General features: G+C 54.0%; 12 protein-coding genes. All 12 read right to left on the reverse strand.

Annotated elements, in window-relative coordinates; genetic code table 11:
• Positions 1-149 precede the first annotated feature (149 nt).
• The 12 genes from DL346_RS14920 to spoVE all read right to left on the reverse strand — a co-directional run bounded on the left by DL346_RS14920 (position 150) and on the right by spoVE (position 12,988).
• On the reverse strand, positions 150-1,004 hold the full coding sequence (locus DL346_RS14920; protein ID WP_112882863.1) for a MetQ/NlpA family ABC transporter substrate-binding protein: 855 nt from the start codon (positions 1,002-1,004) through the stop codon (positions 150-152).
• Between the two features lie 45 nt (positions 1,005-1,049).
• Positions 1,050-1,724 (reverse strand): methionine ABC transporter permease, encoded by a 675-nt coding sequence (locus DL346_RS14925; RefSeq protein ID WP_420849572.1) that lies wholly within the window; start codon positions 1,722-1,724, stop codon positions 1,050-1,052.
• On the reverse strand, positions 1,724-2,728 hold the full coding sequence (locus DL346_RS14930; RefSeq protein WP_112883143.1) for a methionine ABC transporter ATP-binding protein: 1,005 nt from the start codon (positions 2,726-2,728) through the stop codon (positions 1,724-1,726). Before DL346_RS14930 ends, DL346_RS14925 begins: the two co-directional genes overlap by 1 nt.
• A gap of 198 nt (positions 2,729-2,926) precedes the next feature.
• Positions 2,927-3,649, reverse strand: coding sequence for an RNA polymerase sporulation sigma factor SigE (sigE, locus tag DL346_RS14935; RefSeq protein ID WP_112882865.1), 723 nt, complete (start codon positions 3,647-3,649; stop codon positions 2,927-2,929).
• Positions 3,628-4,626, reverse strand: coding sequence for a sigma-E processing peptidase SpoIIGA (gene spoIIGA / locus DL346_RS14940; RefSeq protein ID WP_338066307.1), 999 nt, complete (start codon positions 4,624-4,626; stop codon positions 3,628-3,630). The genes sigE and spoIIGA overlap by 22 nt, the downstream gene beginning before the upstream one ends.
• Positions 4,627-4,874: 248 nt before the next feature.
• Positions 4,875-6,023, reverse strand: coding sequence for a cell division protein FtsZ (gene ftsZ / locus DL346_RS14945; protein ID WP_112882867.1), 1,149 nt, complete (start codon positions 6,021-6,023; stop codon positions 4,875-4,877).
• 16 nt (positions 6,024-6,039) lie between these two features.
• Positions 6,040-7,284, reverse strand: a complete 1,245-nt coding sequence (gene ftsA, locus DL346_RS14950) for a cell division protein FtsA (RefSeq protein WP_112882868.1) — start codon at positions 7,282-7,284, stop codon at positions 6,040-6,042.
• Positions 7,285-7,527: 243 nt separating this feature from the next.
• Positions 7,528-8,298, reverse strand: a complete 771-nt coding sequence (locus DL346_RS14955) for a cell division protein FtsQ/DivIB (protein WP_240633173.1) — start codon at positions 8,296-8,298, stop codon at positions 7,528-7,530.
• Between the two features lie 90 nt (positions 8,299-8,388).
• Positions 8,389-9,669: a UDP-N-acetylglucosamine 1-carboxyvinyltransferase gene (murA, locus tag DL346_RS14960; RefSeq protein WP_112882869.1), complete on the reverse strand. Its 1,281-nt coding sequence runs from the start codon at positions 9,667-9,669 to the stop codon at positions 8,389-8,391.
• 15 nt (positions 9,670-9,684) lie between these two features.
• Positions 9,685-10,590 carry a UDP-N-acetylmuramate dehydrogenase gene (murB, locus tag DL346_RS14965; RefSeq protein ID WP_112882870.1) on the reverse strand — a complete coding sequence of 302 codons (906 nt, stop codon included), beginning with the start codon at positions 10,588-10,590 and terminating at the stop codon, positions 9,685-9,687.
• A gap of 178 nt (positions 10,591-10,768) precedes the next feature.
• Positions 10,769-11,881, reverse strand: coding sequence for an undecaprenyldiphospho-muramoylpentapeptide beta-N-acetylglucosaminyltransferase (murG, locus tag DL346_RS14970; protein ID WP_112882871.1), 1,113 nt, complete (start codon positions 11,879-11,881; stop codon positions 10,769-10,771).
• 9 nt (positions 11,882-11,890) lie between these two features.
• Positions 11,891-12,988, reverse strand: a complete 1,098-nt coding sequence (spoVE, locus tag DL346_RS14975; protein WP_112882872.1) for a stage V sporulation protein E — start codon at positions 12,986-12,988, stop codon at positions 11,891-11,893.
• Positions 12,989-12,993: the final 5 nt, after the last annotated feature.

Raw genomic sequence — 12,993 nt, forward strand, 5'->3', positions numbered from 1 at the left:
GTTTTGAAAGTGTGTGTACTACTTGGTTCATACACCTCATATGTGTACTATACCTGTAGTACACTTGAATGTCAACAATTGCCCGCCGCCAAAAAATTAAAAAGGCACTGCTCTCCCCGTTTTGGGATTAGCAGTGCCTTATTAACGATTTATTTAAAGGTCGGAACGATCGCGCCTTTATAGTTGTCTTCGATGAATTTCTTGACTTCAGGCGTTTGCAGCTCGGCAGCCAACGTCTTCATGGCGTCGGAATCCTTGTTGTCCGGACGGGATACGAGGATGTTCACGTAAGGCGAGTCGTTGCCTTCGATGAAGAGCGCGTCCTTAGTCGGTACAAGGTCCGCTTCAAGCGCATAGTTCGTGTTGATCAGCGCAAGGTCCACTTCATCCAGAACGCGCGGCAGCGTAGCGGCTTCAACCTCGGTAATTTCCAGATTTTTCGGGTTTTCCGTAATATCGTGAACGGTACCGGACACGCCTACGCCGTCTTTCAGCTTGATCAGGTTGTTGGCAGCAAGCAGCGCAAGAGCGCGGCCGCCATTGGATGGATCGTTCGGAATGACGACTTTCGCGCCGTCTTTCAGTTCATCCGCGCTCTTTACCTTCTTCGAGTAAGCGCCGAACGGCTCAATGTGAACGCCGGCGACATTGACAAGATCGTAGCCTTTGTCTTTATTGAATTGGTCCAGATACGGCGTGTGCTGGAAGAAGTTCGCGTCCAGCTGCTTCTCGTAGAGCTGAGTATTCGGCTGTACATAGTCGTTAAATTCAACAACTTCCAAATTAATGCCCTTCTCTTTCAGAGCAGGCTTGATGAAATTAAGAATTTCTGCGTGCGGCATCGGCGTAGCGCCTACTTTAAGCGTTACTTCCTGGGCTGCGTTGCTGCTGTTTCCTGCCGTCGCGTTGCCTGCATTCGTGTTGTTCTCTTCTTTCTTTGCTCCGCATGCGGACAACGCGACAACGATCGCAAGCAGCAGCAGGGCGAAACTAGCCTTCTTCATTCTCCATTCCTCCATCTTCTGTATGTTGCTTCTATGCTGTTCATATTACTTCCGGCTGAATCGGCGGACCATAAGGTCGCCGGCCATCTGCAGGATCTGAACCAAAACTATGAGTAGTCCAACCGTCACGATCATGACGCTGGTTTGGAATCGCTGGTACCCGTAACGGAGGGCAAGGTCGCCCAGACCGCCGCCGCCGATGACGCCGGACATCGCCGTATAGGAAACTAACGTAACCGCCGTGATCGTGATGCCCGCCAGCAGCCCCGGTCTCGCTTCCAGCAGCAATACGCGCCTAACGATTTCCCATCTGGAAGCGCCCATGGCTTGCGCCGCCTCGATGACGCCGCGATCCACCTCGCGCAGCGACGTCTCCACCAATCTGGCGAAGAACGGAGCAGCCGCGACGACAAGCGGCGGAATCGAGCCTTGTACGCCAAGCGTCGTACCCGTCAGAGCCTTCGTGACCGGCATGATCATAATCATCAAAATGACGAACGGGACGGAGCGAAGTATATTGACAACGAGCGACAACAGCCAGTAAACGACGGGCTGGTCGAGCAGCTGCCTTCGCGACGTCAGGAACAAGACGACCCCGAGCAGCAGTCCGAGAATAATCGTAAAGAGCAGCGAAGCGCCCAGCATCGTCAGCGTATCCTTAGATGCCTTCCAAACTTCCTCCCATCGCACGTCGCTCCAATCAATGCCTTGCTTCAGCATCATTTCAACTCACCTACTTCCAGACCTTTGGCGCGCAGGTCGTTAAGCACGTTGTCGATTTCCCCGTTATCGCCGATGAATTCGATGACGAGCTGGCCATACGGCGTATTTTTCATGCGCGAAACCGTCCCCTGCAGAATCGTAAACTGCACGGTAGTCGATTTGACCGCGTTGAACAGCAGCGGCTCGTACGTAATCTCACCGACGTAATTCATTTTGACGAGACGGCCGCTCCGGGTGTTGATCAGCTCGCGCGGATCGAAGGAATCGGCGATTTGGCTGACGAAATCCATCGTGATCGAATGCTGCGGCTTCAAAAACACATCCAACACATCGCCCATTTCGACAATCTTGCCGCCGTCAATAACGGCAACGCGGTCGCAAATCGAGCGAATAACATGCATTTCGTGCGTGATGAGCAGAATCGTAATGCCGAGCTTATCATTGATATCCATGAGCAGCGACAAAATCGCATTCGTCGTCTGCGGATCCAACGCGGAGGTTGCCTCGTCGCAAAGCAGCACATCCGGGTTGTTCGCCAGCGCTCTTGCGATGCCGACGCGCTGCTTCTGCCCGCCTGAGAGCTGGGCCGGATATTTGCCCGCATGCTGCTCCAGCCCTACTAACTGCAGCAGCTCGTCCACCCGCTGCTTGATTGCAGACTTCGGCAGTTTCGCGAGCTCCAGCGGAAACGCGATATTGTCGCGAACGGTTGCCATCGACAGCAGATTGAAATGCTGAAAAATCATTCCGATCCGGCGGCGCTCCCGCTGCAGCTGGGTCGTCGATAATTGCGTCAGCTCCACGTCGCCTACTTTGACCGACCCGGTCGTCGGGCGCTCCAATAGGTTGACGCAGCGGAGCAGCGTGCTCTTGCCTGCCCCGGAATGCCCGATTATGCCGAAAATCTCGCCTTTATTGATTGAAAGACTTATATGTTTGATGGCTTCGACTGCGCCAGCTCCGGTGCCGTACGATTTGCTAATGTCCGTAAGCTCAATCAGTGCTATAACCTCCTTGCAGACATCCATCGGATGCCATTGATGCTAGAATACCCTGTTGCCCCAAGTTCAACCTGCCGGTCGATTTAGAACAACAAGCATAAATTATAAACAACTTTTACCTTCGTTGTCACTGGATTTTTCAGCAAAAAAAGTCCGCAATCCCGGTGCAACGGGGATTGCGGACCAAATGTTCACGAATTAGACCATTTTATTAAACTCTTTGCGCAGGCGCTTAATGATTCGTTTCTCCAATCGGGAAATGTACGACTGGGAGATGCCGAGCAAATCCGCGACATCCTTCTGCGTCTTCTCCTCGCCGTCGGCAAGACCGAAGCGCAGCTCCATGATGATCCGCTCGCGTTCTGTCAGCTTATCCAATGCCTTGTGAAGCAGCTTGCGGTCCACCTGTTCTTCGATATTGCGGTAGATCGTATCGTTCTCGGTACCGAGCACATCGGAAAGGAGCAATTCGTTGCCGTCCCAATCGATATTGAGCGGCTCATCGAATGACACTTCGGTACGCGTCTTGCTGTTGCGGCGCAAATACATCAGGATTTCGTTCTCGATACATCGCGAGGCATAAGTGGCGAGCTTGATTTTCTTCTCCGGATCGAACGTATTGACCGCCTTGATGAGCCCGATCGCGCCAATGGAAACCAAGTCCTCGATATGAATGCCCGTATTCTCGAACTTTCGGGCGATGTACACGACGAGCCGCAGGTTGCGCTCAATCAGCATGGCGCGGATCGCGGAATCTCCCGTAGGCAGCTTCTCGAGCAAGTACTCTTCTTCTTCCCGGGTGAGCGGAGGCGGCAGCGCTTCGCTCCCGCCGATATAATAAATTTCCTCGCTTTTTAATCCGAATAAAAACAAAACACGATAATAATATAACTGCAGGATCAATTTCCATTTGACGAGCATGCTGTTCCATCCCTTCCCGAAGAACTGTGTATTGTTTCGACCATGGCACTTCGATTTTGTAGAAGTGACGGATGGATGATCGCCTGGTACGTGCCGTCTTGGGCTAGTTTGCCGGCGTCCAAACCGATAAGCACCTTCTTGGATTCATAAACTTCACCTTCACGGCGGATCGTGACGAGATCCGGCTTTAGGGCCAGCATGAACTGCGCGCCGCGATTGACGCCTCGGTATGGCACAAGCCGCAGCCGATCCCGCCAAATGAAGGGCTCCTCATCCGTCATGCTCGCTAAAAGCTTATCGACCTGCGCTTCACGGATCTTGGCGATCCAGGAAGCCGGGAGAACATCCTGCCATACGGCAGCCTCCATGACCATGACCGGCGTGCGGGTCAGCGGTTCGTACAGCTGGTTTCCCGTATCGATCAGGCCGATGCAGACATGTTCCTTCTCCTCTATTCGGACGTTCACCTCCGCGAGATGATTGGTGACCAGATCGCGTTCCTTCCGCTGCAGCATGACCGACCGGTAAATATAATAGCCGACGCCAAGAAGACTGAAGACAAAGAGCGCCGATGGCTTCAGCAAAAAATAAAATGTTCCGTTAACGGTAGCGACGGATTGCCATACCTTGCCCGAGCTGTTCATAAATAAGTAATGGGCACCGAGCACAGCTCCGGCAGCAGCGAAATTGACGCCGTAAAACGCACCAACATGACGTACGAAATATTGTAAGCTTCCAAAACCGAATGCGATGAGCAGCATCACGATCGACAGGGCAATCTTGACGACGATCGTAAACATAAAGGACAACGGCGGAAACACGATCAGCACGGCGTACAAGCTGCCTGTAGCGGCAGCCAGCAATACCCGCCACCACTTTGCGCGAATGCTTCGGACCCAAGCGGTAAGCAGCAAATTGGAACCGTCTATGAGCAGGTTGACCATAAATAAAACGTCGAGATAAACTGCATCCAGCACATTCACCTTCCTGCCGCACTTCCCAAGTCACCGCCGCCCTCGTAAAAGCTTAGCGAGGATTTGCGGCTTGTGTCTAGTATAGTTAAATCCTATTACAATGTCTGTCTAAACATGCCGTCAGGAGCAATCTTTTTTTGTCGATGGTGACTGCGAAACCGCAGCGATCATGCGGGGAATAAACGGTAGAAAATAGCAAAAAAGCCGCTCTCCGAGGGCTCGGAAAGCGGCTAAAGTCCCTATTCAAACTACTAGTTGTTGCGACGATTGCGAAGAAATGCCGGAATATCGAGCTGGTCGCTGGACAAGGAGCTGCCAAACGGTTTCGGTCCCGTGCTAGGCTGATGCTGGCGAGGCGCTTCTGTGCTTGCCGACTCTCTTGATGTCTCTCTCACCGCTTCTGCGGCTGGCTGACCTACGGATGGACGGCGAACCGCCGCACTGCTGCGGTGCTCGAAGCCCGTTGCGATAACCGTTACTTTGATCTCATCTTTCAAGTTCTCGTCGATGCTTGCGCCGAAGATCATGTTTACATCCGGATCGGAAGCCGAGATGACGATCTCAGCCGCTTCATTGACCTCATAGAGAGAAAGGTTGGAGCCGCCGGTAATGTTCATGATAATCCCGCGCGCCCCGTCGATGGACGTTTCGAGCAGCGGGCTTTGGATCGCCTTGCGCGCAGCGTCCGCAGCACGGTTCTCGCCTGTCGCGTTGCCGATCCCCATCAGGGCGGAGCCGCGCTCCGTCATGATCGTCTTCACGTCGGCAAAGTCAAGGTTGATCAGACCCGGAACCGCGATCAAATCGGAGATGCCTTGTACAGCTTGCTTCAATACGTTATCCGCTTCGCGGAACGCTTCAAGCATTGGCGTCTTCTTGTCAACGATTTCAAGCAGTCTGTCATTCGGAATGACAATCAGTGTATCGACTTTCTCTTTCAGCGCTTCGATGCCGAGCTCGGCTTGTCCGGAACGCTTGCGCCCTTCGAAGGTGAACGGACGCGTAACGACGCCGACTGTCAGCGCGCCGCACTCGCGTGCGATTTCGGCGATAACCGGAGCTGCGCCGGTGCCGGTGCCGCCGCCCATGCCTGCCGTTACGAATACCATGTCCGCGCCTTTCAGCGTGTTCATGACCGTTTCGCGCGATTCTTCGGCCGCCTTCTTGCCTACCTCAGGGTTTGCGCCGGCGCCGAGACCGCGAGTCAGCTTGTCGCCGATTTGCAGCTTCTGCTCTGATCTCGCCATATGCAATGCTTGCGCATCAGTGTTCACGGTTATGAATTCTACGCCCCTAACCCCATTCTCAATCATGCGGTTTACGGCATTGCTGCCACCGCCGCCAACGCCGATGACTTTGATTTGAGCCAATTGCTCGTTTTCGAAATCAAACTCCAACATGCTGTGTATCCCCCGATCAAATAAATTCACTAAACATATTTTTCAATTTCTCCATAAGACCAGGCTTCGAGGGAGAATTCGCAGTGCTTGACTTACGGCTCGCGTTTTTCTTAGGAGCCGGTGCCGCCTTGCCTTTCATGTATTTCGACACATATTGGATCATGCCGACGCCACTGGTGAACGCGGGATCGCGGACGCCGATGTAATCCGGCACCGCGATGCGTACGCTGGCTTCGAGCTCATGCTGGGCAAGCGCCAGCGTTCCAGCCATCGTAACCGTGCCGCCGGTTAGAACATAACCGTGGATCTTATCGCCATAGCCAAGACGGCGAACCTCTTGGCGGATCAGGTGGAAAATCTCTTGCATGCGCGGCTCGATGATGTTAGCGAGGTCAACCTGGGAAAATTCCTTCTCCACGTTGCTGCCCATGCGCATGACCTTGAATTTCTGATCCGGGGCCGCATCGTTGACGAGTGCGCAGCCGAATTTCTGCTTGATCTTCTCGGCTTGCTCCGTTTGGGTGCGAAGCCCGTAGGAAATATCGCTTGTGACGTATTCGCCGCCGACCGGCAGCGTGGAGGTCGCAACAATGCTGCCCTGTTCAAAAACTGCAATGGTACTGGAGCCAGCACCGATATCGGCAAGAACAGTACCCATCATTTTCTCATCTTTGGTGAGCGCCATCTGACCGGATGCCAGCGACATCAGGATGATGCCGGCAATCTGCAAATTCGCTTTCTCCACGCACCGGGCTAAGTTATGTATAGCGGTTTTAGCTCCGGTAACGAGCGTAGCTTCGACTTCTAGCCGGACGCCAATCATGCCTCTTGGATCCGAGATGCCTTCGAGACCGTCAACCAAGTATTGCTTTGGAACCAGATTAATAATTTCACGTTCCGGAGGCAGTGCCACTACTTTCGCCGCTTGCAAAACGCGCTCGATGTCTTCCTCGCCGATTTCCCGGTCTTCGTTGGAAATGGCAACGACGCCGTGATTCGTTTGCAAACCGATATGATTGCCTTGGATGCCAACGTATACATCGCTTATTTGAATACCGACCATGCGCTCTGCGTGATCCACTGCGTTGCGAATGGATTGAACGGTTTGATCAATATCGACGATTGCTCCTTTACGGATACCTTCCGAGTCGGCCGATCCAACTCCAATAATATTAATGACGCCGTTATTCACTTCGCCAATAATAGCACGAACCTTGGATGTACCGATGTCCAAACTAACGATGATGTCATTGCTGCTCAACCTCTGGCACCTCCGTTCAACTTTAATAAGGTACATTAATTAGGTACATTAAATGTCGTGGCTTGCGTTTGCATTTCTTTTTAATTCAACGTAGTGCTGGATAACCCTCTTTTTTCTACAATTTTTTCAAGATTTATTTATGCGTCCAGCACTTGGTGCGCAAGCTCAAGTTGATAGACGATTCGAAAAAATTCAGAAAGGGTGAATAATTCTGCATAACTAAAATTTTAACACTCTTTGAAGCTATTGAGTAGTCTCATTTTGGGAAATCCCTTGATTTTCTGAGACTTCTGGAGTAAATGGAGCGTACTTATCCGCCAATAGCATCGTAACAAGTCCCGGCGGCTGAATTTCGATAACGGCGTTCAGCGTAGGGATCTTATCCGGCAGCAGCGAGACCGCCGTAATGACCTCGAAGCGCGTCCTGGTGTAGATTTTGATCCGATCCTTATAAGAAGGAGACGGCTCCGGTTTAATCTCGGAGAAGTCCGCGATCGAATCTTCCGGAATCTCCGCAAGGGTCTTGCATAATTCTGCCAGTACAGGATCGTCGGGCTTCCAGCCGGACAAAATGGGCTTATCGACAACCATATCGGATCCTGCCGCAATTCCGGTGCCGTTCGCCAAAATCGCCGTCAGTTCTCCGTTTTTCGACAAGGTATATGCGACGGTTTTGAATTCTTGCACATGGATCGTGATGCTGCCAGGGAACGTTTTGATCACCTTTACGTTCTCGACCGGCTTCAGCGTTCGCACGCGCGCTTCGATTTTGCCTGCCGAAGTGCCGAAGTATGAATCGCCTGCAACGATAGCGGCAGCTTTCCTTATCTCGTCCGGGTTCAAATAGTGCTGGCCCTCGACCGTGACGGTCGCCACCTTGCTGATGGAAGAATTGAAGAACAGAACGCCCAGTATGATGACGAACAGCAAGAATAGTATCAATAGCAGCTTCTTCCCGCTTCTGCGCCGTTTCTCCGGCTCCCGCAAAACGGGCATCTTCTCCTGCACCTGCATAACTTGTCCCCTCTTTGTATAAACGCAAACGGCTTCCCGCCAATCATGGCAAGAGCCGCTTACGCGTACTTATATTTCCAACATGAGTTGTTATGGAACAATTTGATTGTTCGGCACCGGGGAATAGCGGGTAATTTTCGCTCCCAGCCGCCCCAGCATCGTCTCGATCCGGTCGTAACCGCGATCGATGTGGTGCACCTGCTCCACAATGGTTTTCCCTTGCGCGGCAAGCCCGGCGATGACGAGCGCGGCGCCCGCACGCAAATCCGTTGCTTCCACCGTGGCGCCGTAAAGCCTGGAAACGCCGCGGATAAAGGCCGAGTTCAGATCGACTCGAATGTCCGCCCCCATGCGCGAGAGCTCGTCGACATGTTTGAATCTGCCTTCGAAAATCGTTTCTTTCATGACGCTGACGCCGTCAGCCAATGCAAGCAGAACCATGACTTGCGACTGCAAGTCAGTCGGAAACGCAGGATACGGCGACGTTACGATGCGGTCAACCGCTTTCGGGCGCGATGCCGTGCCCACTTTAATTATATCACCGTCAACCGTTATTTGAACACCAGTGCGTCTTAGCACATGGATGAGAGAGGTTAAGTGCGAAGGACATGTGTTGAGCAGCGTCACTTGCCCGCGGGTTGCGGCGGCGGCCACCATCACCGTTCCGGTTACGATCCGGTCCGGAATAACTTGGTAGCGGCAAGGCGTCAGCTTCTCAACTCCTTCGATCGTTATCGTATCCGTGCCGGCGCCGTATATCTTCGCGCCCATGCTGTTCAAGAAATGCTGCAAATCTTGAATTTCCGGCTCCCGCGCAGCATTGCTTATGGTGGTTAGACCTTCGGCAAGCACCGCGGCCATCATAATGTTCTCCGTAGCTCCGACGCTAGGAAGATCCAGGTGAATTTCCGCGCCTTTCAACCGTTTTGCATAACAAACTATTCGGCTGTCTTCCTCGTCGATTTGCGCGCCCATCGCCCGCAGGCCGCTAAGATGCAAATCGATTTTCCGTTCTCCGATCGCGCAGCCGCCAGGCTGGTAAATCGTTACTTCGCCAAACCTTGCTAAAAGCGGCCCCATAAGAAAAATGGATGATCGCATTTGACGCATAAGAGCCTCAGGGATGTGGGAAGAATGCAAGCTTGACGTGTCGAGCGTGACGGTTTCGTCCTCATGCTCCGCCCGGCAGCCAAGTTCGCGCAAAATGTTCAGCATGACGTCGATGTCCAGCAGCTTTGGCACTTGATCGATCGTCACGATTCCTTCTACCAGCATACTAGCAGCTAAAATTGGCAAAGCGGCATTTTTCGCGCCTTGGATAACAATGGATCCTGAGAGAGGTTTCCCGCCTTCAATCACCAATTTGTCCAATCTATCACCTCCGGATTACCGCTCACCCATCACCAGTACCTCCGCTACCAGCTCGACTCCAAATTTGTCTTTCACGGTGCTTTGAATGGTTTCCATCAGGGTGAGAACGTCTTCAGCTTTCGCTTGCCCGGTGTTGACAATGAAATTGGCGTGCATGGGCGAGATTTGGGCGCCTCCGTTGCGCAATCCTTTGAGCCCTGCTTCCTGAATTAGCCTTGCGGCAAAATCATTTGGCGGATTTCGGAACACGCTTCCGGCACAAGCCATCTGAAGCGGTTGAGTCTGCAGGCGCCGCTGCTTATAAGCAGACGTCATTGCTGTTATCTCCTTGCGGTCTCCCTGCTGAAGCTCAAATGTGGCTCCGATGACGATGCCCGGCCGTTCATGCAAGCATGAATGGCGGTAGGCAAACGCCATATCCTCCAGTCCGTAGCGAACCAATTCCCCTGTTTCCAGCACAATGTCAGCTGATTTGAAGATACGTGACACATCCGACCCGTGTGCGCCGGCGTTCATGTAGACAGCTCCGCCTATCGATCCTGGAATCCCCCCCGCGAATTCCAAGCCGGATAACCCCTCTTTGCCTGCTAGAACCGACAGCTTAATCAAGGAATAAGCGGCACCCGCATGAACGTGCGTGCCATCAAATCGCGCATAATCGAATGCTTCGCCCGGCTGAACGACGACGCCTCGAATGCCTTTGTCGCTGACGAGCATATTGGAACCGCGTCCGAGATTGGTCCACTGTACCCCATGTTTATGGAGCAACCGGACGACCGACACCAGCTGGTCTTCGGTATTGGGAATGATTAGTACATCTGCTGGTCCGCCTATTTTCCATGTCGTATATTCGGAGAGCGGCTCGTTATACAGGACTTTGCCTGCATCGATTTCACGCAGCTCCGCCAAAAACTGCTCCATCTGTCGTGCCTCCTTCTGCCATAGCGATTGTTCACTTCCCTGGCGATCGATCGTTCAACCGGACTGCCCGCGCCCCTGCTGCGATGCAAAGACGCGCGGCCCGCTGGGTGACGGTCACGATTATGCTGTATACTATGCCTTCCCGCACAGGAGTGTGACAATCGCCCACTGGACAGACTTATTGTCGTGTTGCCGTTAATTGTTTCAGTTCCTTCACGATCAGGGCCGCCGAATCCGGCATGCCGAGAGAGCGCGAAGCCGCGCTCATCGCCGCTTGCGCCTCCGCGCTATTCATCATATGGCTGATCCGCTCGAAGAGCAATGCGCCGCTGAGGTCGCGTTCCAAAATCATTTCGGCCGCTCCGGCCTGGACCAAGCTTCTCGCGTTCGCTTCCTGGTGGTTGTTCGTAACGTTTGGCGAAGGGATCAATATCGCCGGAATGCCGAGCGCCGTCAGCTCCGCGATCGAAGACGCGCCGGCGCGGCCGACGACCAGCTTCGAAATCGCCAATACCTCCGGCATGTGATGCAAATACGGAAGCACCTGCAGCTGATTGGCAGGCTGCTGTAGCGCCTGATCGATTCGCCTCTTCGTCTCCTCGTAATAGCTTTCTCCGGTCACAAACACAAAATGGACGTCTGGCAGCCGCACAAGCAGCGGCGCCATGTCCACCATGACGTCATTTATCGCTTTCGCCCCGCGGCTGCCCCCCACGACCAGCACCACTTGGGTGCCTGCCGGGATGCCCAGCCTGGAATAGCCCTTAGTTTGATCGGCACGTACGACGCTGGTCGCACAAGGATTGCCGGTATAAAGCGCGTTCGACTGCCGCTTGAACTGCGACAGCGCGTCCTTGAAGCTGACCGCCACTCGGCTGGCATAGCGGGAAAGGAATTGGTTGGTCAAGCCCGCGACCGCATTCTGCTCATGGATGAGCGTCGGGATGCCGAGCTTCGCGGCGGCATAGATAACCGGGCCGCACACGTACCCGCCGGTCCCGACGACGACGTCCGGCTTGAAGTCCCGCAGCAGCTGCTTCGACCTCCGGACGCCTTTTAAGAAGCGCATGACCGTCCTGACATTCTCGAAGGAGAGCTTTCGTCTGAAGCCTGTAATTTCGACCGACTCGAAAGGAATGCCCTGCGCCGGCACGATCCGGCTTTCAAGTCCCTTCGGAGTGCCGATGTACAGGATGGACGAGCCCGGCTGCTCCTCCATCGCCTGCTTGCCGATCGCAAGCGCGGGATAGATGTGGCCGCCTGTTCCGCCGCCTGTCAATACGATACGCATGATGTTAGGTCACCTCGAGTAACGGGATATATTGAGTAAAATACCGAGCGCCGTAAGAAGCAGCGTCAATGACGAGCCGCCGTAGCTGACGAGCGGCAGCGTGATGCCCGTCACCGGCAGCATGCCGATAACTACGCCGATATTGATAAAGACTTGTACCGCAACGATGCCGATAATGCCGACCGCGAGCAAGCTGCCGAACGTATCGGGCGCCGCGATCGCCGTGCGCATGCCGCGCCACAGCAAGATGGCAAAGAGCGTGATGATAGCGGTGCCGCCGATAAAACCGAGCTCCTCGGATACGATGGAAAAGATAAAGTCCGTTTGCGGCTCCGGCAAGTAACTGAACTTCTGGCGGCTCATGCCAAGGCCCAAGCCTACCAGGCCGCCGGGACCGATGGCGTACAGAGATTGAATCGATTGATAGCCGGCTCCCAACGGGTCTGCCCACGGATCGAGAAACGCCGTTATCCGCTGCAGCCGGTAAGGCGCAGCCAAGATGAGACCGACAAGACCAACGACGCCGACCATGGCCAGCGAGCCGAGATGGGCCATCCGGGCACCCGCCGTATAAATGACGAGCAGCGAGGCGCCGATCATGACGGCTCCCGTTCCTAGATCGGGCTGCATCATAATGAGCCCGAAGGCAGAGCCCATAATGCCTAGCGGCGGCAGGAGGCCTTTCGTGAAATGGGTCACCATCTGCTGCTTGTCTGCCAGCAGCTTCGATAAGAAGACGACCATCGCAAGCTTCATGAACTCGGAGGGCTGAATGCCGAATGAGCTGATGCCCAGCCAGCTTCGAGCCCCGCCGCGCACAACGCCGATGCCGGGAATAAGAACGATCACCAGCAATCCGAAACATACAAACAGCCCCAGCTTCGCCCATTTGCGCCAAATCCAGTAATCGGCATTCATCGTGACGACCATCGCCCCGATGCCAAGCGCCGCGAAGAGCACCTGCCGTTTGACGTAATAAAACTTGTCGCCGAATTCATGGAAGGCCAGCACCGCGCTGGCGCTGTAGACCATGACGAGACCGATAGCCAAAATGAGCAAAATGGAAAGGATCATCCACATATCCGGGGCGGACCTGGCTTTTGCCATAGCGC

The sequence above is a fragment of the Paenibacillus montanisoli genome (assembly GCF_003268025.1).
Lineage (GTDB): Bacteria > Bacillota > Bacilli > Paenibacillales > Paenibacillaceae > Paenibacillus_Z > Paenibacillus_Z montanisoli.